Origin of the sequence: Pseudoalteromonas sp. NZS100_1 (genome assembly GCF_015864285.1) — a bacterium.
Taxonomy (GTDB): Bacteria; Pseudomonadota; Gammaproteobacteria; order Enterobacterales; family Alteromonadaceae; genus Pseudoalteromonas; species Pseudoalteromonas arctica.
Map to the genome: position 1 here is coordinate 1 of NZ_JADYXN010000035.1, position 20,817 is coordinate 20,817.

Here is a 20,817-nt window from a genome sequence, read left to right on the forward strand (position 1 = left end):
CAAAAGATGATAAGGGTATTGTGAAGCAACCAAAAGATCGGTCAACCGATCAAAAATACCTTAACTGATCGGTGTTAGCTCACTGAGCGGTTTTTTTATGCCTAAAACTAAAAACTTTAAGGAATTAAATATTACCTAATTTTTCGGCTTGTGCTTTACATTGATTATAGCTCTCAACACATTTACCAGAGCATACTTGCTGCTTTAAGCCCTCAGCAGTTGTTTGCTGTTCACATGTACTTTCGCATTGGTAATTTTGTTGAGCACACTGATTCATTTCAGGGTTTTCAACTTGGTTTTGGCAACCTACTAATAGTGCAAAAGTAAGGGCGACTACGCTTGTTTTTATTAAAGTGTGCATGCTTCTTATCCTTAAAATGGAGTCGCAATAATATTAAATTTCGACTTGAATATTGTCGATCAATCTAACACCACCAAAATAGGCTGCGGCTAAAATAACAAATTGAGTATCTTCGATTGTAGCAGTTTTTAATGTATCTCGTTGAGCAATCTCAAAATAGTCTGGCTTTAGGCCAGCTTGCTCTAAGCTCTGTTTAGCTAAGCTTTCAAGTTTTACGAAGTCTTTTTCGCCGCTTTTAAGTTGCTCAGCGCATGTATTAAGTGCTTTAAATAATACGGTTGCAGTCGCTTTTTGCTCATCAGATAAGTAACCATTACGCGAGCTCATAGCAAGGCCAGAAACTTCTCGCATTGTAGGTACACCAATAACTTCGACCGGAATTGATAGGTCGCGCGCCATGGTTTTAATTACTTGCAGTTGCTGAAAATCCTTTTCACCAAAGCAGGCGTAATCGGGTTGTACAAGATTAAATAATTTTGTAACTACCGTGGCAACACCTCTAAAGTGACCAGGGCGTGAGCCACCACAGTAACCTAATGAAATATCAGGCACATCTACAAAGCTCTGTGCGCCAAGTCCATTTGGATAAATTGTCTCTACACTTGGGGTAAATACAATATCAGTGCCTAGTTCTGCAAGGCCTTGTTTATCTTCGTTTAGTGTACGAGGATAGTTATCTAAATCTTCGTTAGCACCAAATTGCATTGGGTTAACAAAAATACTCACAACGACTTTATCGGCTAAGTTTTTTGCTTTTTCTACTAGCGAAAAATGCCCACGGTGCAAGTTGCCCATCGTTGGCACAAGTGCCACGCTAAGACCCGCTTGGCGCCATGCTTTAATTTGACTACGTAACGATCTGATTTCAGTAATTGACTGCATTATTTAAACTCGTGTTCAGCGCTTGGAAACGCGCCATTTTTAACGTCTGTACAATACTTTTGAACGGCTGCAGGCATATTGCCTGTTTCGAGCAAAAAGTTTTTAGAAAATTTAGGAATGTAACCTGCTGAAATACCAACAAGGTCATGCATTACCAGTATTTGGCCGTCAGTTAAACTGCCCGCACCAATACCAATTGTTGGGATGCTTAGGGCGTCTGTAATGCGTTTTGCCAATGCACTTGGAATACACTCAAGTACTAATAATTGTGCGCCAGCAGCTTCAAGTGCTTTTGCGTCATCAATCATTTTTTGTGCTTTGTCTTCTTCGCGACCTTGTATTTTAAAGCCACCAAATACATGTACTGACTGTGGTGTAAGGCCTAAATGCCCGCAAACTGGAATACCTTGTTGAGTAAGCGTTTTAATGCTCTCGTAAAGCCATTCTCCGCCTTCAAGCTTAATCATGTTTGCGCCAGCGCGCATAAGCTCAGCTGCATTTTTACAAGTATCACTTACGCTTGAGTAGGTCATAAAAGGTAAGTCAGCAATTACAAATAATTCGCGGCTACCAGCGCGTACACAGCGGGTATGATATACAATATCTTGATTGGTTACGCCAAGGGTGTCATCGCCGCCTTGTAGTACCATGCCCAAAGAGTCGCCCACTAAAATAACTTCAACGCCGTTATCATGAAATAACTTTGCAAAACTAGCGTCGTAGGCTGTCAATGCAGTAATTTTGTTATTTTCTGCTTTCATTTTATTTAAAGTAGAAACGGTTATTTTAGACATAATATCCTCGCAGGCAAAAGCCTAGGTTAATTACAGAGGTAATTGTTGTAAGTCGTTGAGCGGTAAATTATTTGCAATTTTTTTTAATGCAATGCCGCTAGGTAAAATAAGTTCAGGTGCAAGCTCTAATAGTGGATAAACCACAAACTCGCGATTATTCAAACCATAATGAGGCACAGTTAAGCGCACCGTATTTATAATTTGATCATCAAATAATAGAGTATCTATATCAAGAGTGCGTGGACCCCAACGTTTAGCCTTTCTTACTCGACCATGCTCAAGTTCAATACGTTGCGTTAAATCAAGTAATTGCTCTGGCTCAAGGGTCGTTTTAATGCACGCTACTGCATTGATATAGTCTGGTTGATCTTGTGGGCCCATAGGCTTACTTGCATAGTAATGCGATACGTTTATAAATTCACAATTAGGCAGCTTTTTAAGCGCGATTACCGCGTTATCAAGCTGCTCTTTTGGTGAGTTTAGGTTGGCACCTAAACCCAAATAAACACAGTGCATGTTATTACTCAGCTGGCTTTTTAGTAGGTCGACGGCGCTTTCGCGGCTTAGGACCACCTTGATGGCCTAAGTTTTTAACCATCTCTTTTTGGCCGTTTATATCTTGGCTTAAGTATTGTGTCCACCACTGGGCAAGCTCAGTATGCTGTGTTTCGCCTGCATCTACGCGTAATAATAAAAAGTCGTAAGCGGCTTTAAAGCGAGGTTGCTGCGTTAGTCTGTAAGCACGTTGGCCTGCGCGTTTATCCAAACGATGCTGAATATGCCAAATATCGCGAGCACCTAAAGTAAAGCGTTTAGGAACCGCAATGTGTTGTGAGTTATCGCTTAGTACTTTATTCATTGCTTGTGCGAAAGCATCGTATTCTGCAAGTTGCTCTTGGCTTTGAATCTTTTTAGTACGTTCAAGCAGCGGGAACCAAAGTAGTGCGGCAAAAATAAACGCTGGTGTTACTTTTTTATCGGCATTAATACGTTTGTCGGTATTTTGAAACATTTGCTGAATAAGCGTGTGTTCTAAGCCACTTGGGTTTTTATCTAAGATTTTATCAAGCTCAGGAAACAGTGAGCGGAATAAGCCGTATTTACGCAGCATTAAAAAGTTAGCTTCGGCCTTGCCATTTAAAAACAGCTTAAGAATTTCTTCAAATAAACGTGCCGGCGGAATGTTATCAAGCAAACTTGCAAGCTCGCTAATTGGCTTTTCACTTTTAGGCGCAATGCTCATATCAAGTTTAGTAGCAAAGCGAACTGCACGTAACATACGAACAGGATCTTCGCGGTAACGCGTTTCAGGGTCGCCGATTAGCTCAATTTGTTTAGCTTTAATTGCCGCTAAGCCGTTGGCGTAATCGTGAATACTAAAATCTTTGATTGAGTAATAAAGTGCATTGATTGAAAAGTCGCGGCGTTCTGCATCTTCTTCAATACTGCCAAATACGTTGTCACGTAGTAATTGGCCTTCATCGCTTGATTGGCTTATTTGATTTTTGTCTTCTTGCGCTTCGTGGTGGCCACGCATAGTCGCCACTTCAATAATTTCACGGCCAAATACAATATGTGCTAAACGAAAGCGACGACCAATAAGGCGACAGTTTCTAAATAGTTTTTTTACTTGATCTGGCGTGGCATTAGTAACTACGTCAAAATCTTTTGGCTGTTGGCCTAACAATATATCGCGAATACAACCACCAACAAGGTAGGCATCGTAGCCACCGTCTTTTAAGCGGTATAATACTTTGATTGCATTTGGGCTAAATTGTTTGCGAGAAATACCATGCTCACCACGAGTGACAACAATAGGTTCACTGCTTACAGAAGCGCTTTCGGCACTGGTATTCGGGCCGATTATTTGTCGGCAAAATTGAAAAAGCTTGGAAATAATAGTCTGTCTCCTAGAAGGTGTGATTGACTCTGCATCGCAATCAAAAGTTACAGCAAATGGGGCGGTTATAGCCCAGTACAAGCTGTTTGACGTAATTAGCATATATTTAGGCGGCTATCATATACCAGCAGGGTTTAAAAATTAAGTTGATGTGTTGAAATTAAGCCGTTTTTAGCTATTTTATTTACTTAAATGTGTAAATTGGACTTTCTGACTACGTGGATGCTGAGAAATTTGTATTTCGGATACTTGTGGTACCTGTTTTAAGCTAAAGTTTTTAATTCCCCAAGCGATTAATTGTTCAATATTTAAATCGATTAAATCAGCTATAACAGGCAATCCTAAAAATTCAAATGCACTAATTAAAGCAGGCTTTGGATTTTGTTTGCTAATGGCAGGAGCATAATTTTGTTTAGACAATTTGAAACCAGGCTTGGCAACCGCTAAAGGTAAATGAGCAAATTCAGGCACAGGGCTATCGAGTTGTTTAAATAAACTAATTTGCCGAGCGGTTGGCTCAATTAAATCAGCACCTCTTACAATTCGATTAATCCCTTGATCAATATCATCGACGACCACAACAAGTTGATATGCAAATAAGTCATCGCTGCGTTTAATTAAGTAATCTTCATGGGAAAGGGCGCTATTTACCGTTATATCACCTTGAATTAAATCATTAAATTGAGTCGTTGGATGTTGCTGAACTAAGCGAAGCGCACCGGATTGAGTATTATGATTAAGTGCTTGGCAATGCCCCTGATAAATACCGCCAATGGCTTTTATTTGTTTGCGAGTACAGGTGCAACCATAAACAAGGTTTTGTTTTAAAAGTGAGTGGGTAATATCTTGGTATAAAGGCAGACGCTGCGTTTGATATACAACAGGTTCGTCCCAGTGAAGGGCGTAGGCATGTAAGGTATTAAGAATATCGGAGTCGGCGTTTTTAACCACGCGCGTAGTGTCAATGTCTTCAATACGAACTAACCAATCTCCTTGGTTAGCTTTTGCATCTAGATAACTACCCACAGCCGCTACAAGTGAGCCAAAATGTAATGGCCCAGAAGGAGACGGTGCAAAACGACCGCGATATTTACGCATAGGCGCAGTAACGGCTGTAGGAGACATAACTAATTAATAAATATTAATTAGCCGCGTCCAGATTGCTTTTCTTTGATTTCTGCAAGTGTTTTGCAGTCTACGCATAAATCGGCAGTAGGACGTGCTTCTAAGCGACGTATGCCAATTTCGATGCCACAAGACTCACAAAAGCCAAAATCATCTTCTTTAATCAAATTAATTGTTTTTTCAATTTTTTTGATTAATTTACGTTCGCGGTCACGAGTACGAAGTTCTAAAGAGAACTCTTCTTCTTGTGCAGCGCGGTCAACTGGGTCAGGAAAGTTAGCAGCTTCGTCTTGCATGTGTGATTTAGTACGATCAACTTCGTTACGTAAATCATTACGCCAAGTTTCTAAAATCGCTCTAAAATGAGCACGTTGTGCATCATTCATGTACTCTTCGCCTGGTTTTTCTTGGTATGGTTCTAAACCGGCTTGAGCCAATAAACCATGTTTCTTTTGGTCTGGCATAACTCTCTCCTAAATCCTTAATTTAATGCCTCAGCATTAGCCGGCGGTATAAATAACAGAATCTTATATCCTAGGCAAATTTATTTTTAATTAATCGAATTAGCTTCAACCATGCTTACTGAGTAAAAAGTGTATTAATAGTCTATTTACACTTTTAATTAATTCACATATTCGCTTTCTAAAACTTGCCTTGTTATGTGGGCAAAAGCTTTAAAAACAAGTTAATTTTTATAATTCACTTTGTATAACTTTTTTTAATTTGAGTACTTTGCTTATTTTGCAAATTACGCTTAGTTCAATCCCTTGGTTTAATACACTATTGTGCAAATACTATTTTTTTATGAAGTAAAACTTCATTAGCAGAAATTGTGGCCTTGTATGCTAATACTTCAACGCCGGCTATTATTGCTTGGCTTAATAGCGTGGCGTATTTTTTATCAATATGCGCAGCTGCACTTACTGTATTTATTCCTTCATGCAAAACAGCGAACAGTAATACTGCTCGGTGGCCTTGTTCGATCATTTCTATTAGTTCGCGAATATGCTTTTGTCCGCGCAGTGTTTGCGCATCAGGAAAGTAGCCTTGCCCGCTTTGTGGTGCATCTTCGCTTAATAATGTGACTGATTTAACTTCTACGTAGCAATCAGGCTTATTTTCGTCTGTGAGTAAAAAATCGATTCTGCTGTTTTCGCTGCCATACTTTACTTCGCTTTGCAATTGACTGTAGTCGAGTAGCTCGCTTATCACATTATTGTTTATTGCTTCTTCTACTACTTTATTGGCCACCGCTGTATTTACACAAATAAGCTGCGATAAGTTATTTTGCGTAAGCTCTAATGAATGCGGGTATTTTCGTTTTGCGTTATCGCTTGTTGAATAAAAAGCAGCAAAACCCGGCTCTGCGCATCCCGTCATTTTACCTGTATTAGCACAGTGGGCGGTAAATTCACTGCCATCACTTAATTGTAAATCAGCTAAAAAGCGTTTGTAGCGTTTTAATAAGGTGGCAGGTTGCAGAGTTGGCGTGTACTTCATGATAACTTCCAAAGCGTAAATACTGCACAGCAGTGTGGTTTATGTTATTTATCTCAAGCTGTTGGGAACTTAAGCGCTCTATAGTAAACTCGGTGGCACATTTAAGTGCAAGGGTATTCTAACATGAGTGAAAAATTTGTTGTTCAACTAAGCGAACAAGCAGCAGCGAGTCATTGGGGCGATAATGCGTCATTGTCTTTTAATGAGCGCGGTGCAACTGTTCATTTGTCTGAGCAAGAAACATTGAAAAATGTTCAAAAAGCTGGTCGTACTATTGCAATCCAAGGTATTAAAAACGTTGAATTAGCAGGCGATGCTTGGTGTACAGAAAGTCAGTGGGCTTTTTATCAAGGCTTCGTAACACCAAAATCGTTAAATGGTGTTGATTTTGTTGATAACGCACAATCAGATATTAAAGAACTTGCTCACTTAAAAACGTCAGCAATTTGGGCACGTGAAATGGTTAACGGGACTGCCGATGACATTTACCCAGAAAGCCTTGCTGAAAAAGCGGCTGAGTTTATTCAATCATTAGCGCCTGAGCATGTAAGTTACCAAATTATTAAAGGTGATGCGTTACTAGAACAACAGTGGATTGGTATTCATGCTGTTGGTCGCGGCAGTGTTCGCCCGCCAGTATTGCTTGAGCTTGATTACAACCCAACAGGCGACGAAAATGCACCAGTAAGTGCAGCGCTTGTAGGTAAAGGTATTACGTTTGACTCAGGTGGTTACTCAATCAAATCAAGCGAAGGTATGCTTGGTATGAAGTGCGACATGGGCGGCGCTGCAACAGTAACTGCAGGTTTAGCATTGGCTATTAACCGTGGTATTGAAAAACGTATTAAACTGTTTTTATGTTGTGCTGAGAACTTAATTTCGGGTCATGCATACAAATTAGGTGATATTCTTACTTATAAAAATGGCACGACAGTTGAAATTGTAAACACCGATGCTGAAGGTCGCTTAGTACTTGCAGATGGCCTAATGGCCGCAGGTGAGACTGGCGCTCCACTTATTATTGATGCAGCAACACTAACTGGCGCAGCGCTTGTTGCTGTTGGCCAAGAGTACAATGCATTATTTGCACTTGATAAAGAACTTGTACGTGAAGTTGAGAGTTTTGCATCTCAAGAAATGGAAGCTGCTTGGCCACTTCCTCTTGAAAAATGGCATCAACAAAACTGCCCATCTCCTTATGCTGATACGGCGAATAGCCGTGCACAAAAAGGTGGCGGTTATGGCGGTGCATCGAATGCTGCAGGCTTTTTATCGCGCTTTGTGCCAAACGATGGCAAAGGCTGGGTACACATCGATTTAGCGGCTGCATTTAACATGGGCAGTACAAGTCAATGGGCAGCGGGTGCAACAACTCAAGGTATGCGTACAGTTGCTCGTACTTTACAAGAAAAAGCATAATATTTACTAAATTACGCTTTTTACGCTAAAAATAGGCACCCTTGGGTGCCTATTTTTTAATTTACAGGCAAGCAATTTTATTTCATTTACGGTAAAATCAGTCGCCAATACCTGTTTGAGTTTAATTTTTGCTTAACTCTAAGCTGCGCTCAAATCTTATATCCACCACTGGGGTTTCTAATTATGTCAGATAAGTGCTACATCACAGCTCAACAGCTGCTTGAAGATTCGTTCCGCGTAGCGGCACAAGTATACCAAGATGGCTTTCGTCCTGATTTTATTATTGGTATTTGGCGAGGTGGTGCACCGATCGGTATTGCTGTTCAAGAATATTACGATTACAAAGGCATTGAGACTGACCACATTGCAGTACGTACATCGTCTTATTACGGTATTGGTAAACAGTCGAAAGAAATTAAAGTACACGGCTTACATTACATTGTAGAGAACGCAAATGCAGGTGATTCATTATTAATTGTTGATGATGTATTTGACTCAGGTCGTAGTATTGTTGCATTAAAAGAAAAGCTTTCAGAGCTTATGCGCTTAAACTTGCCACGTGATATTCGTATTGCATGCCCGTACTACAAGCCAAAAAACTCAAAAGTAGACACTGTTCCAGATTATTATATTCATGAATCTGAAGAGTGGTTAGTGTTCCCGCATGAATTATCGGGTTTAACACCGGATGAAATTATTGCTGGTAAATCTGATCTTGCGAAAATTCATGACATTTTGCTAGAGAAGTAATTAGTAATTTGCATAAATAAAAAAAGGCCGTTAAGGCCTTTTTTTATTTTAAAGCTGAGCAAAGCTATCTACGTATTCACTTAGTTTTGGTATATCGACTGCTTGCAAGCCATCGTTACTTCTAAGTACCAAGCCTTTTTCTACGAGTTCTGTAACAACACGTCTGTAAGCTCGCTCAGTGGTAGCAAAACGTTCGGCTTCAGCATTTACAGTTGGGTAGGCTCTAAGTAGCGTAGGGTTGTTGTTCTCGGCCCTTAGTAAGCAATCTTTAGCTATGTTATAGCTAAGTGGTAGTAATAACTTATCTAAATTGATTTTTTGGTTTTCCTGAAACTTAGCCGCAATAGTTTGTGCTGTGTATAAGCTTAGTTCTGGTTTTTCAAGCAGTAGAGCACGCCAATGCCTTAATTCAATAAGGTTATAAGTGACATCGCTAAAGCACGTTACCGTATATATACACGGATTATTATTTAGCGCTTCTATTTCACCAATAAGGGTGTTGTTACAATCCAATTGTCCTAACAGCAGGCGTCGTCCATTACCTACGTCGTAACTAAACGACACAGTGCCACTGCGTACAAGCACAAGCTTGCTTAAAGGCTGATCTTGATGGATCAGAACTTCTTTTTTTGATTGTTGATAGCTACTACCGGCAAAGGTTAAAAGCTGATCAACAAGGTAACTAGAAAAATGGTATTGAAACATCAATGTGCTCTTCGGACATTTGTCCTATTTATTACATCTTAATGACGATAGCATTAAGACACTAAGAATTTACGCTAACTTGCTACTAATATTATTAGCTTTGCTAAGAGTATTATTTTACCTTCATTTCCCGTGTAATGATTTAAGAATTTGCTGGTATTTTCCGGCAAACTTTTTCAGGTTTTTTAAGCAGGTTAGCTTTTTTATTTTGTTGTAACTTTGCAATACTTACAAGTGCCATAAGATAGCAGTACATGTAATGCTAACCTAAAGGCTAGGAGAGAACAATTGAGTTGGGAATATTTAGGTTATATTGCATCAGCTTTATTGGTTGCATCGTTAACAATGACAGATGTAGTAAAACTGCGTTGGTACAACATGTTTGGTTGTATTGTATTTACTGCATACGGTGTTGCCATTGGCGCAGTGCCTGTTATTTTTACCAACGGCTTATTGTCGCTTGTAAATTTATATCACATTATAAAAATATATCGCCAACCTAAAGTTGAAGACGCTAAAAGCTAAAATAAGTTATCTGCACAAAGTAAGTTAATGGTTTTAATTAAAATCAAAAACTTCAGCTTTTGTGCAGTCCAGCTTGAAGCGTATATAGATAATCTCATATCACTCTACATAACTTACCTCTGAACCATGCTGTATTCTCCTACTTAAAAGATGATTACCTTAGGTTTTAATACGTCGATCGTTAGCTAAATACTGTTCGCGGTTTAGATATAAATAAGTGCTTCTAAATTTCATAAAAAAATCCGATAGCAGTAAACTGCTATCGGATTTTTATCTGTTATACCAACCTACTTACATATGCTATTTAATTCATTAAATTGCTTAAATATTTATGCAGGTAGGCACTATGGTATTTACGCTTTTTCTAAATCTTCAACGTCACCTAAACCTGCAGTTAGCTCTTCAAGTAATTGCTTTATTTCTTCAGAAGCTAAAATAAAGTCAGCATCAAGTTTTAAAGCCATATCTTCTTTAGGAATATCTGCGTTTTCTTCTTTTAGAGTTTCAGAGTAGCTTAAACGTTTGATAGAGCCATCGTTTTGCAGCATAAACTTAAGACGCTCTTGCCAATCAAGTGCAAGTTTAGTTACGCGTTTACCACTTTCTAAATGCGATTTAACTTCATCACACGATAGATCATGACCTTTAAGCTTTACTTGTGCGCCGCTGTCGTCTGCTTCTTCAAGTTCAGCGTCTGAGCCAATAGCAAAACCTTCTGGTGTACTAAAGTTAGTTAACCAATCAGTTAAAAATACATCTAGGTCGTAGTTAGCAAACGCAGGTACAACCGGAAGCGTTCCTAACGATTTACGAAGTAGTGCTAGTAGCTCTTCTGCTTTATTAAAGCTGCCACTATTTACAACAACCCAACCGTTTTCTTGGTCAATAAAGGCAAATTGTAAGCTCGACTTTTTAAATGCTTGAGGTAGAAGAGTATGAAGAATGTTTTCTTTTAATTCGTCTTTTTCTTTCTTTTTAACTGGGCGGTTTTCTTCAGCTTCTATCAGATCAACTTTCTCAGCAACTAGTTCATTAATAACAGAAGCAGGGAGTACTTTTTCTTCGCGTTTAGCGCAAACTAGAATACTTTTTTGAGAAAAATGCGATAGCGTATCGCCATGTTTTCCAAACGCTTTTGTCCAACCAAATGTTGCAAGCTCTTGACCAGTACATGGGCGAAATAAATCTTGCTCTAATGCTTTATCAAAGTCTTCTTGAGTATATGAAACGTCTTGCTTAAAGCGGTAACAAATAAGGTTACTAAACCACATAGGGGAATTGATCCATTTGAAAAATTTGTACAATCATAGCAATAAAAACAGCATCTCGAAATGACTGATTTGTTACTATTGAATATGAACAAATTTAATGCATATACTTTTATTTATTCATATTTATCAAAAATAGGCAGTGGCTTAGCCATGTTCTTCGGAAATTGAATATAGTAACGCAGACCTTTGCCCGGTTCACTCGTTGCATCAATAGAGCCACTAAGGGTTTGCTTGACCAAATTAAGCATTATATGGGTGCCTAATCCGCTACCGCCTTCATCGCGTTTGGTAGTAAAAAATGGGTCAAATAATTTTTTTAATTGCTCGTTAGTAACACCGTTACCGTCATCTTTGTAATCAATAGTTAAGTTAGTGTCATCAGCGCTTATTTTAATATCCATTACACCGTTGCTTTTACCTTCAAAGCCATGAATAAGTGAGTTCATAATTAGGTTAGTAAAAATTTGGCTTATAGCCCCTGCAGGGAGATTTAAAACTAAATCATCAGGACATTCTAATTTTATAGTATGGGATGTCTTTTTTAGTTTTGGGTGCAGTGAGCGTATTACTTCGTTAGTGTAATCTTTAAAGTTAATGGTTCTTACTGCTTCACTGGCTTGATCGACCGCTATTTGTTTAAAGCTAGCTATAAGCTCCGAAGCTCTATCTAAGTTAGTGGTTAGTAAGCTTGTGCTTTGCTTTGCTTCGTTAATAAATTCTTCTAGTGCTTTTGGCGAAAGTGTTTTTTCGGTATAAGCATTTTCGAGTTTATTTAAGCGTTCTTGTAAAAATGATATTGCCGTTACACCTATCCCAATAGGGGTGTTTATATCGTGTGTAATACCTGCTACAAGTCCGCCTAGCGCAGCCATTTTTTCTGTGCCTAGTAAACGTTCCTGTGCAAGGCTTAACTCTTCTATATAGCGCTGAGATTCAGTTTGCTTTGTAATTAACTCTAGCTCTGTGCTGCGGCGTAAGTCTACTTCTTCGGTGAGGACAATTTTTTGCTTTTCGAGTTCGTATTTTTGCTGCTGTAAATCCATCATTGCTTGGCTTAAGTTGGATGTTTTACGGGCTACGTCTTGTTCAAGTTGTATGTTGTGTTGATCAAGCTTTTCGTTACTTATAATGAGTTCTTTTTGGGTGTGTTCAAGCTCTTTTCTATACTGAACCACTTTATCTATTAGTTTGTTAAATGACTGCTCCATCACTTTTAGTTCATTATGTTCTTCTGTTTCTATTTCTATATGTTGACCTTCTAGCTCGTCTAGTTCTAAATTTTCTAGTTGCTCAGTGAGTTCTGCTAAAGGGTCTGTAAGAAGTTTTCTAAATGCCATTAAAAATAAGATGATCAAAAAGGTGGTTTTAATCATCGCATTACCAATCAAAAAGTAGATTGATACCATAATGCGGCTAAAAACAACTTCTCGACTTGAGAATAAGGTAACGTCACCAACTTGAGTAGCACGACCTGAAAATTCAAAAATAAGTGGAAAGGTATAACCAAATAAACCCGATTTTGCGTCTTCTAAAATAACCTCTTCTTGTACTAACTGTTGGTTATATAGCTTATGTATATCAAGAGAGCGCCCTAGCTGTGAAATAATTTCGCCGCTGTCGTCTCGAACAATAATCCCTTCAATCATGGGGATGGCGAGTAAACCTTCTGCTGTTGTAATTGTTTGCTTGGTATTAAGCTCCCAAATTGCACGTGTTAAGCTGCGACTAAAGGTTTTTTGTAAGGTACTAAGTTCATCGCGAATATAGTCTTTAGTATTGACGTATTCAGCAAGCACTTGTCCACAGGTCACTACAAAGGTAAGCAAAAAATAGACGGATAAAACGCTAGTCAGTAGCTTCTTAGAAAGACTTTTTTGTAACATGAGTGACTTGTTCATCCTTTATTATTTTTGTAACGTTACGATAGTAATTTAAAAGTTAGTCAATAAACCTCTAAAAATAAATAAAAAAGTTAAAATTTAATAAGATAAATCCAAAAAGTGAGCGTGTAGTATCAAAGTATTTAAACCAAGGTATAAATTAATAAATTCGTTATCTGTTATGTATTGTAGGCTTAATTAGTATTTGCTTTGGTTAATTATATCTTAAACGGATTTATTCTATATTTATCATTGTATTAAATTATTAATGCGCTGAGTGCTTGGAGGCGTGTTAAAGTGTCTAAAATGCAATGGAAGGCATTAGTTTAATAACCTTTTAATAACTTTGATGGTTGTGTAGTAGTAAACATGATGAAATTTTCGATATTAGTCTGTGACGATTCTGCAGTTGCCCGTAAACAAGTCGTGCGGTGTTTAAATGAATGTATAGACGCTCAAATACAACAAGCTACAAATGGAGCGCACGCTCTAGAACTTTTACGAGCACAAAGCTTTGATTTATTGTGCTTAGATCTCACCATGCCCGAAGTTGATGGTATACAAGTACTCGAGACTATAAAAATAGAAAAAATAGAGTGCTTTGTTTTAGTTATTTCTGCCGATATACAAGAAAAAATGAAGCAACGAGTCGCACAACTTGGCGCAATAGACTTTATCGATAAACCTATCAATAAATCTAACTTAAACGAAATATTGCATAAATTTGGCATTCATTAGGTTTTTTCATGTTAAAAAAGGCTGTTTTATCTTTTAATTTAGGGTTGACAGCATAGCCTTTGTTAAGGCAGTCTTAACATATGAAAACAATTAATCGCGTACTGACCATTATTATTACAACCATCATTCTTACTGGATAGTGGCATAGGTCGGTGCAACAAATTTAAAGGCCTGTGTTCACTTAGAACACAGGCCTTTTTTCGTTTTATGGGATGAGGAACATAAACAATGCGAGTTTTAAAATTTGGTGGGTCTTCGCTTGCCGACTATGCATGCTTACAACAGGTAGCTCAGCTAGTTAAAGCACAATTAAAAGATGAAATGCTTTTGGTACTTTCTGCTCCAGGTGGAATGACCGATTCGCTAGTTGCACTTGCAAGTGCTGCAGAACAAGGCTCTGACTTTTCGCAGCAATGGCAAGCATTAGTTAGCCGCTGTGAAGGTTTGAAAGCTGACGTTGAAAAAAGTGGTGTAGTAGTTACAAGTTGGCCAAACTTAGGCGAGCTTAAAAATAAACTAGATGGCGTATCACTTATACAATGTTGCCCTGATCAAGTTCGCGCATTTGTAATTAGCTTCGGAGAGCGCGTTAGTGTTTCTTTAATGCAGGCTTTATTGAACTCGCACGATGCAAGATACTTAGAAGCAACAAGCTGTATCGCTTCAACTGGCGGTTATATCGACGCCGAGGCTGATTTAGTAACAAGTAAAGCGCGCTTTCAAGCTGTGCTTAAAGAAAGCCCTGCAACTATCTATATCATGCCTGGTTTTACGGCGAGTAATGATAAAGGTGAGCTTACAACGCTTGGCCGTAATGGCTCAGATTACTCAGCAGCCATTGCAGCAGCATGTTTAGAAGCTGAGATTTGCCAAATTTGGACTGACGTTGATGGTGTATACAGTGCTGATCCTCGTTATATTAAAAAAGCGACTAAAGTAGATTTTTTATCTTATAAAGAAGCGATGGAGCTTTCTTATTTTGGTGCAAAAGTACTTCACCCTAAAACAATTTTACCGTGTGCTAAAGCAGGCGTGCCGTGCGAAATTAAAAATACGCATAACCCAGACGCACAAGGCTCATTAATTGGTAACGATTATTCATCAGATGAGCCAGTAAAAGCGCTTTCGAGCCTACAAGACCTTGCAATGCTAACTGTCTCAGGGCCAGGCATGAAAGGCAAAGTAGGTATGGCGTCTAAGGTATTTAACGCGCTTGCTCACGATAACGTATCAATTGTATTGATCACGCAGTCATCATGCGAATTCAGCATTAGCTTTTGTGTACACGAAACAGACCTAGCACTTGCACTTGATGCGCTACAAACTGCATTTGAACTTGAATTACAAGCAGGGCTTATTGAGCCTGTACAAGTGCAGCGCAATTTAGCCATTGTTACTTTAGTGGGCGACAACATGCGCGCGCACCGTGGCTTAGCGGCTAAATTTTTTGCATCGCTTGCACAAGCGCAAGTAAATATTGTGGCAATTGCACAGGATTCTACAGAAAGTGCTATTTCAGCAGTAATTGATGGCGAACTTTGTAACGACGCCGTAAAAATATGCCATGAAAACTTTTTCACGCATGTGCCGTCAATTGATGTGTTTTTACTAGGTTGTGGCTTAGTAGGGCAAGAGCTTATTAATCAGCTTGAGCGCCAACAAGCGTGGCTTGAAAAACGTAATATTAAACTCAACTTGTATGGTGTTGCTAACTCTCGCCAATTACACCTTGATAGTGAAGGTATTGCTTTTGGTGATTGGCAGCAAAAATTGGCCTCATCTGAGCAGGCGTTTGATTTAAAACTAGTAGAGCAGTTTGTTAAGCAAAATCATTTAGTAAACCCTGTGCTTGTTGACTGTACGTCGTCGGATGCACTTGCTGCGCAGTATGTAGACTTTTTAAATGCAGGTTTTCATGTGGTTGCTGCCAATAAAAAAGCAACAACAAGCTCATACACGTATTACCAAGATTTAATTGCAGCAACGCAAAAGAATAATCGTAAATTTTTATACGAAACGAACGTTGGTGCAGGCTTACCAGTAATCGACAACTTACAGTCATTATTTGGTGCCGGTGATGAGTTATTAGAGTTTAGCGGTATTTTATCAGGTTCACTTTCGTATATGTTTGGCGCACTTCAAGATGGTTTATCACTTTCTGAGGCAACTATTAAAGCCAAAGAAAGTGGCTTTACTGAGCCAGATCCTCGTGATGATTTATCGGGTACCGATGTAGCACGTAAGTTATTGATCATCGCTCGCGAAGCCGGTATGAAATTAGAGCTAAGCGATATTGAAGTTGAGTCAGTATTACCACCAGGTTTTGCACAAGGTGATAGCGTTGATGAGTTTATGGCAAAACTACCAAGCTTAGATGCTGATTTTAACGACCGTATCAAAAGCGCTGCGAGCGAGGGTAGGGTACTTCGCTATGTAGGCACAATTAAAGAAGGCCACTGTAAAGTAGGTATTGAAGCGGTAGATGCAAAGCATGCGCTTAGTGTCATTCGTGATGGTGAAAACGCACTGGCTATTTTAAGCCAATACTACCAGCCACGTCCGTTTGTAATTCGTGGTTATGGCGCCGGCTCGGAAGTAACAGCCGCGGGTGTATTTGCTGATATTTTAAAAACGTTATCGCGCTAGGAGCTCGTTATGATTGAAGTATATGCTCCGGCGTCTATTGGTAATTTTGCAGTGGGTTTTGATGCACTTGGCGCAGCGCTTGCGCCAATTGATGGCAGTTTGTTAGGTGATGTAGCCGTTGTAAGCGCAGCACCAAGCGACGAATTTATTTGCACAGGCGAGTACGCTCACAAGTTACCAAGTGATGCTAATGAAAATTTAGCGTACCAGTGCTTAATGCATTTTAGAGCGCATGTTGCGCCTACTATGCCAAGCGTAAAGCTCGAGCTTAAAAAGAACTTACCAATTGGCTCTGGGCTTGGCTCTAGTGCATGTTCGGTCGTGGCTACTTTTGCTGCCCTTGATAAGTTTGCAAAAACTAATTTAAGTCAGGTTGAGCTTATTGAACTGATGGCTGACTTTGAAGCTGTAGTAAGTGGCGGTCGTCATTACGACAACATCACGCCATGTTATTTAGGTGGCTTGCAGTTAACAGGTGATTTAATTCCTGATAAATCGATTGCACTGCCTGTTGATGAAAACTGGTACTACGTTGCTGCGTTTCCTGGTTTTTCACTCAACACTGCAAAAGCGCGCTCTGTTTTACCAAAAGAGTTGAACATGCATGCAAGTGTTGAGTTTGCTCAGCGTTTGTCGGCATTTAGTAGCTTGCTGTTAACTAATCGTTTTGACGATGCGCTAAGCATAATGAAAGATGAAATAGCAGAACCTTACCGCGCACCGCTTATAAAAGGCTTTAGTGAAGCCAAAGCAAGCTTGCCAGCGCTGGGCGCTGAAATAGTCAGTATTTCGGGCGCAGGACCAACCTTATTTAGTGTGTGTAAAACACTTGAAGCTGCACAGCAATGCGCGCAGTGGTTAGAAACCAATTACATTAACGAGCAAGGCTTTTGCCACATTTGTAAATTAGATAACGACGGCACGCGTCAATTAACAGTTTTATAGGATAGGTAGTCATGCAATTACATAATTTAAAAGATAGCTCACAAAAAGTGTCGTTCGTTGAAGCCGTAAAAACAGGTTTGGGTCGTAATCAAGGTGTGTTTTTCCCTGAATCCCTTGCCCCACTGTCCGATGTTGATGCATTGCTTGATATGGACTTTGTTACACGCAGTGGTAAAATATTATCTCACCTAATTGGTGATGAGCTGCCAAGCGACACTGTGACACAAATGGTTAAAAATGCATTTAACTTTCCAGTTAAGCTGGTGGAAGTTGAAGAGAATACATACTGCTTAGAGTTGTTTCATGGTCCTACACTTGCGTTTAAAGACTTTGGTGGTCGCTTTATGGCAGAGTGTTTAACGCAGTTTAACAAAGACGAGAAAGTAACTATTTTAACAGCAACATCGGGCGATACCGGTGCAGCTGTAGCGCATGCTTTTTACAATAAACCAAATATCGATGTTGTTATTTTATACCCTAAAGGCAAAATTTCACTTGCTCAGCAAAAGCTATTTACTACGCTAGGTAACAATATTCATTGTTACGCAGTTGAGGGCAGCTTTGATGATTGCCAAGAGCTAGTTAAAAATGCCTTTTTAGATGAAGAAGTTAAATCAACACTTGGGCTTAACTCAGCTAATTCAATTAATATTAGCCGTTTAGTTGCTCAGGTTTGTTACTACTTTGAAGCCATCGCACAGCTACCAAAAGAAAAACGCGCAACAGCACATATATCAGTACCTAGTGGTAACTTTGGTAATGTGTGTGCCGCAATGATTGGTGCGGTTATTGGTTTACCTGTTGGCAAATTAAGTGCAACAACAAATCAAAATGATACTGTGCCGCGCTTTATGCTTGATAAAAACTGGACGCCAAACGCAACGCTTGAGTCGCTTTCAAATGCGATGGATGTAAGTAAGCCAAACAATTGGCCGCGTGTACAAACAATGTTAGATAATAACTGGTTTAGCTACGATAATTTTTATTCAACAAGCGTAAACGAGCAAGACACGCAAGCCGTGATGAAAAAAATTCAACAAACTGGCTATGTTGCGGAGCCTCATACTGCTATTGCTTACCAAGGTCTTGTTGAAAATCGGGCACCTGGTGCAGCGGGTATCTTTTTAGCGACAGCTCATCCTGCTAAGTTTAAAGAAAGCGTAGAGGGTATTCTAAATATTGAATTAGGTATGCCAAAACCACTTGCTGATGCACTAGCAAAACCATGCCTAGCAAGCGATATGAACGCCGATTACGACGAGTTACGTACCGAAATGCTCGCTAAATTAGGCTAAGTTAAATTAAAAGGAAAAGCGGCTTGAGCCGCTTTTTTTATAACTTTATACGGATGAATACACTTAGTTATATTTACTAATTAAATGTAGTGAATATAATTCATTTAAAATTATTATGGCTTTATAAAAAAATATCATCTTAAAAGAGCTGTGAAATAGTTTCAATCCCTGTTTAAATATCCTCAACTTAAGAGCGTAGGCAAAGAGTCGTTTAAAGCGTACAATAAAGCCTCTAAAAAACACCATACACGTTGCCCTAGGAGACCCCAATGTTAGAACGTAGCATGAATATTTCGGATTTTGATCCAGAGTTATTTGACGCGATAACCAAAGAAACTGCTCGCCAAGAAGAGCATATCGAACTAATCGCTTCAGAAAACTACTGTAGCCCACGCGTACTAGAAGCGCAGGGTTCACAGCTTACAAACAAATACGCAGAAGGTTACCCAGGCAAACGTTATTATGGCGGTTGTGAGCATGTAGATGTTGTTGAGCAATTAGCAATTGACCGTGCTAACGAATTATTTGGTTCTGACTATGCTAACGTACAGCCACATGCTGGTTCGCAAGCAAATGCGGCTGTTTTTCTAGCATTGTTAGATGCAGGCGATACTGTATTAGGTATGAGCTTAGCTCATGGTGGTCACTTAACTCACGGTTCTCACGTAAGCTTCTCTGGTAAGCTTTACAATGCAATTCAATACGGACTAGATGAAGCAACGGGCGAAATTGATTACGCACAAGTTGAAGCGCTAGCACTTGAGCATAAACCAAAAATGATTATTGGTGGTTTCTCAGCGTACTCAGGTATTGTTGATTGGGCTAAGTTCCGTGAAATTGCTGATAAAGTAGGTGCTTACCTGTTTGTTGATATGGCTCACGTTGCCGGCTTAATTGCGGCAGGCGTTTACCCAAGCCCAGTTCCTCATGCACACGTTGTAACAACAACTACGCATAAAACACTTGCAGGCCCTCGTGGTGGTTTAATTATTTCTGCATGTGGCGACGAAGCTATTTACAAAAAGCTTAATAGCGCTGTTTTCCCTGGTGGCCAAGGCGGTCCTTTATGTCATGTTATTGCAGCAAAAGCAGTGGCATTTAAAGAAGCACTTCAACCAGAGTTTAAAGTATACCAAACACAAGTTGTTAAAAACGCAAAAGCAATGGTTGCAGTTATGCAAGAACGTGGCTACAAAATCGTTTCTGACAAAACTGAAAACCACTTATTTTTACTTGATTTAATCGATAAAGATATCACTGGTAAAGATGCGGACGCTGCCCTAGGCAACGCTAACATCACAGTTAATAAAAACTCAGTGCCAAACGATCCACGCTCACCATTTGTAACATCTGGTTTGCGTATTGGTTCTCCTGCAATCACTCGTCGTGGTTTTACAGAAGTAGAGTCAAAAGAGCTTGCTGGCTGGATTTGTGACGTACTAGATAACATCACTGATGAATCTGTACAGGCGCAAGTTAAAGAAAAAGTAAAAGCTATTTGTGCAAAATTACCTGTATACGCTTAATTGCATAAGCAGTAGTAATTTAGATCACAACTGTTTAGTTTTTTGCTAAGATAAAAGGCCGCTATTTAGCGGTCTTTTTTGTTTTAAAACGGAAGTACCGAGTTATGCATTGTCCATTTTGTACCGCAAAAGATACTAAAGTAATTGACTCACGCCTTGTAGGCGGAGGCCATCAAGTTCGCAGACGTCGTGAATGTAATGATTGCCACGAGCGCTTTACTACATTTGAAGGCGCTGAACTGGTTATGCCTCGCGTTGTTAAGCAAGATGGCAGCCGGGAACCGTTTAACGAGGATAAGCTTTTAAATGGCTTAAATCGCGCACTCGAAAAACGCCCAGTGAGTACAGAGCAAGTAGATGAAGTTGTAAATATAATAAAATCACAACTACGCGCAACGGGTGAGCGAGAAATTTCAAGCCATTTGGTGGGCGAATGTATTATGGAAGCACTTAAAAAACTCGATAAAGTTGCGTACGTAAGATTTGCTTCTGTTTATCGCTCGTTTGAAGACATACGCGAATTTGGCGAAGAAATTGCCCGTTTAGGGGAGTAAC

The 20,817-nt window shown here is 39.4% G+C and carries 20 protein-coding genes; 9 read left to right on the top strand and 11 right to left on the bottom strand.

From position 1 onward, the window contains the following. Window positions 1–124 precede the first annotated feature (124 nt). The 8 genes from I6F66_RS18015 to sfsA all read right to left on the bottom strand — a co-directional run bounded on the left by I6F66_RS18015 (window position 125) and on the right by sfsA (window position 6,562). Window positions 125–361, bottom strand: coding sequence for a hypothetical protein (locus I6F66_RS18015; RefSeq protein WP_007587168.1), 237 nt, complete (start codon window positions 359–361; stop codon window positions 125–127). Window positions 362–394: 33 nt separating this feature from the next. Further along, window positions 395–1,243 carry a pantoate--beta-alanine ligase gene (gene panC / locus I6F66_RS18020; RefSeq protein WP_007587167.1) on the bottom strand — a complete coding sequence of 283 codons (849 nt, stop codon included), beginning with the start codon at window positions 1,241–1,243 and terminating at the stop codon, window positions 395–397. Beyond that, window positions 1,243–2,037 carry a 3-methyl-2-oxobutanoate hydroxymethyltransferase gene (gene panB, locus I6F66_RS18025; RefSeq protein ID WP_197176253.1) on the bottom strand — a complete coding sequence of 265 codons (795 nt, stop codon included), beginning with the start codon at window positions 2,035–2,037 and terminating at the stop codon, window positions 1,243–1,245. The genes panC and panB overlap by 1 nt, the downstream gene beginning before the upstream one ends. A gap of 30 nt (window positions 2,038–2,067) precedes the next feature. Then, complete coding sequence (gene folK / locus I6F66_RS18030; protein ID WP_197209539.1) at window positions 2,068–2,553, bottom strand: 2-amino-4-hydroxy-6-hydroxymethyldihydropteridine diphosphokinase; 486 nt, start codon at window positions 2,551–2,553, stop codon at window positions 2,068–2,070. A gap of 4 nt (window positions 2,554–2,557) precedes the next feature. Continuing rightward, window positions 2,558–4,039: a polynucleotide adenylyltransferase PcnB gene (gene pcnB, locus I6F66_RS18035; protein ID WP_007587164.1), complete on the bottom strand. Its 1,482-nt coding sequence runs from the start codon at window positions 4,037–4,039 to the stop codon at window positions 2,558–2,560. A gap of 78 nt (window positions 4,040–4,117) precedes the next feature. Then, entirely contained in the window at window positions 4,118–5,062 is a 945-nt protein-coding gene (gene gluQRS, locus I6F66_RS18040; RefSeq protein ID WP_197209540.1) for a tRNA glutamyl-Q(34) synthetase GluQRS, read from the bottom strand. Window positions 5,063–5,082: 20 nt separating this feature from the next. Continuing rightward, the gene (dksA, locus tag I6F66_RS18045) at window positions 5,083–5,526 is read right to left on the bottom strand and encodes an RNA polymerase-binding protein DksA (protein ID WP_002962671.1); all 444 of its coding nucleotides are present in this window, start codon (window positions 5,524–5,526) and stop codon (window positions 5,083–5,085) included. 316 nt (window positions 5,527–5,842) lie between these two features. Continuing rightward, a complete protein-coding gene (gene sfsA / locus I6F66_RS18050) occupies window positions 5,843–6,562 on the bottom strand; it encodes a DNA/RNA nuclease SfsA (RefSeq protein ID WP_007587160.1) in 720 nt (239 codons plus the stop codon). A 123-nt stretch (window positions 6,563–6,685) separates the two neighbouring features. On the opposite strand from sfsA, the gene pepB reads away from it, so the two are divergent. Next, entirely contained in the window at window positions 6,686–7,981 is a 1,296-nt protein-coding gene (gene pepB, locus I6F66_RS18055; RefSeq protein ID WP_007587159.1) for an aminopeptidase PepB, read from the top strand. Window positions 7,982–8,164: 183 nt separating this feature from the next. Next, window positions 8,165–8,731 (top strand): phosphoribosyltransferase, encoded by a 567-nt coding sequence (locus I6F66_RS18060; RefSeq protein ID WP_007377478.1) that lies wholly within the window; start codon window positions 8,165–8,167, stop codon window positions 8,729–8,731. A gap of 48 nt (window positions 8,732–8,779) precedes the next feature. Here the strand turns inward: I6F66_RS18060 and I6F66_RS18065 are convergent, their stop codons facing one another. Continuing rightward, window positions 8,780–9,436 (bottom strand): Crp/Fnr family transcriptional regulator, encoded by a 657-nt coding sequence (locus I6F66_RS18065; protein ID WP_002962665.1) that lies wholly within the window; start codon window positions 9,434–9,436, stop codon window positions 8,780–8,782. A 288-nt stretch (window positions 9,437–9,724) separates the two neighbouring features. On the opposite strand from I6F66_RS18065, the gene I6F66_RS18070 reads away from it, so the two are divergent. Next, window positions 9,725–9,961 carry a YgjV family protein gene (locus I6F66_RS18070; RefSeq protein ID WP_002962663.1) on the top strand — a complete coding sequence of 79 codons (237 nt, stop codon included), beginning with the start codon at window positions 9,725–9,727 and terminating at the stop codon, window positions 9,959–9,961. A 353-nt stretch (window positions 9,962–10,314) separates the two neighbouring features. On the opposite strand, the gene rdgC is transcribed toward I6F66_RS18070, so the two are convergent. Then, on the bottom strand, window positions 10,315–11,232 hold the full coding sequence (gene rdgC, locus I6F66_RS18075) for a recombination-associated protein RdgC (RefSeq protein ID WP_007587156.1): 918 nt from the start codon (window positions 11,230–11,232) through the stop codon (window positions 10,315–10,317). A 113-nt stretch (window positions 11,233–11,345) separates the two neighbouring features. After that, window positions 11,346–13,115 (bottom strand): sensor histidine kinase, encoded by a 1,770-nt coding sequence (locus I6F66_RS18080; RefSeq protein WP_024593692.1) that lies wholly within the window; start codon window positions 13,113–13,115, stop codon window positions 11,346–11,348. Window positions 13,116–13,481: 366 nt separating this feature from the next. Here I6F66_RS18080 and I6F66_RS18085 point away from each other — a divergent pair, with 366 nt between their 5' ends. From I6F66_RS18085 to nrdR, 6 genes are all read left to right on the top strand, one after another. Beyond that, window positions 13,482–13,850 carry a response regulator gene (locus I6F66_RS18085; RefSeq protein WP_024589756.1) on the top strand — a complete coding sequence of 123 codons (369 nt, stop codon included), beginning with the start codon at window positions 13,482–13,484 and terminating at the stop codon, window positions 13,848–13,850. A gap of 228 nt (window positions 13,851–14,078) precedes the next feature. Beyond that, the gene (gene thrA, locus I6F66_RS18090) at window positions 14,079–16,496 is read left to right on the top strand and encodes a bifunctional aspartate kinase/homoserine dehydrogenase I (protein ID WP_165722047.1); all 2,418 of its coding nucleotides are present in this window, start codon (window positions 14,079–14,081) and stop codon (window positions 16,494–16,496) included. 9 nt (window positions 16,497–16,505) lie between these two features. After that, on the top strand, window positions 16,506–17,441 hold the full coding sequence (thrB, locus tag I6F66_RS18095; RefSeq protein WP_197209541.1) for a homoserine kinase: 936 nt from the start codon (window positions 16,506–16,508) through the stop codon (window positions 17,439–17,441). 11 nt (window positions 17,442–17,452) lie between these two features. Continuing rightward, window positions 17,453–18,736 (top strand): threonine synthase, encoded by a 1,284-nt coding sequence (gene thrC, locus I6F66_RS18100; RefSeq protein WP_165741378.1) that lies wholly within the window; start codon window positions 17,453–17,455, stop codon window positions 18,734–18,736. 269 nt (window positions 18,737–19,005) lie between these two features. Beyond that, window positions 19,006–20,262, top strand: coding sequence for a serine hydroxymethyltransferase (glyA, locus tag I6F66_RS18105; protein ID WP_165727306.1), 1,257 nt, complete (start codon window positions 19,006–19,008; stop codon window positions 20,260–20,262). Between the two features lie 104 nt (window positions 20,263–20,366). Continuing rightward, a complete protein-coding gene (gene nrdR / locus I6F66_RS18110; RefSeq protein WP_006794272.1) occupies window positions 20,367–20,816 on the top strand; it encodes a transcriptional regulator NrdR in 450 nt (149 codons plus the stop codon). Window position 20,817 lies beyond the last annotated feature (1 nt).

Bases quoted from the DNA above. Each gene is read 5' to 3' on its own strand.
- thrA (WP_165722047.1), top strand. From the start codon at position 14,079: ATGCGAGTTTTAAAATTTGGTGGGTCTTCGCTTGCCGACTATGCATGC.
- rdgC (WP_007587156.1), bottom strand. From the start codon at position 11,232: ATGTGGTTTAGTAACCTTATTTGTTACCGCTTTAAGCAAGACGTTTCA.
- panC (WP_007587167.1), bottom strand. From the start codon at position 1,243: ATGCAGTCAATTACTGAAATCAGATCGTTACGTAGTCAAATTAAAGCA.
- sfsA (WP_007587160.1), bottom strand. From the start codon at position 6,562: ATGAAGTACACGCCAACTCTGCAACCTGCCACCTTATTAAAACGCTAC.
- folK (WP_197209539.1), bottom strand. From the start codon at position 2,553: ATGCACTGTGTTTATTTGGGTTTAGGTGCCAACCTAAACTCACCAAAA.
- pepB (WP_007587159.1), top strand. From the start codon at position 6,686: ATGAGTGAAAAATTTGTTGTTCAACTAAGCGAACAAGCAGCAGCGAGT.
- I6F66_RS18060 (WP_007377478.1), top strand. From the start codon at position 8,165: ATGTCAGATAAGTGCTACATCACAGCTCAACAGCTGCTTGAAGATTCG.
- dksA (WP_002962671.1), bottom strand. From the start codon at position 5,526: ATGCCAGACCAAAAGAAACATGGTTTATTGGCTCAAGCCGGTTTAGAA.
- glyA (WP_165727306.1), top strand. From the start codon at position 19,006: ATGTTAGAACGTAGCATGAATATTTCGGATTTTGATCCAGAGTTATTT.
- gluQRS (WP_197209540.1), bottom strand. From the start codon at position 5,062: ATGTCTCCTACAGCCGTTACTGCGCCTATGCGTAAATATCGCGGTCGT.
- thrC (WP_165741378.1), top strand. From the start codon at position 17,453: ATGCAATTACATAATTTAAAAGATAGCTCACAAAAAGTGTCGTTCGTT.
- I6F66_RS18080 (WP_024593692.1), bottom strand. From the start codon at position 13,115: ATGTTACAAAAAAGTCTTTCTAAGAAGCTACTGACTAGCGTTTTATCC.
- thrB (WP_197209541.1), top strand. From the start codon at position 16,506: ATGATTGAAGTATATGCTCCGGCGTCTATTGGTAATTTTGCAGTGGGT.
- pcnB (WP_007587164.1), bottom strand. From the start codon at position 4,039: ATGCTAATTACGTCAAACAGCTTGTACTGGGCTATAACCGCCCCATTT.
- I6F66_RS18015 (WP_007587168.1), bottom strand. From the start codon at position 361: ATGCACACTTTAATAAAAACAAGCGTAGTCGCCCTTACTTTTGCACTA.
- I6F66_RS18085 (WP_024589756.1), top strand. From the start codon at position 13,482: ATGATGAAATTTTCGATATTAGTCTGTGACGATTCTGCAGTTGCCCGT.
- I6F66_RS18065 (WP_002962665.1), bottom strand. From the start codon at position 9,436: ATGTTTCAATACCATTTTTCTAGTTACCTTGTTGATCAGCTTTTAACC.
- nrdR (WP_006794272.1), top strand. From the start codon at position 20,367: ATGCATTGTCCATTTTGTACCGCAAAAGATACTAAAGTAATTGACTCA.
- panB (WP_197176253.1), bottom strand. From the start codon at position 2,037: ATGTCTAAAATAACCGTTTCTACTTTAAATAAAATGAAAGCAGAAAAT.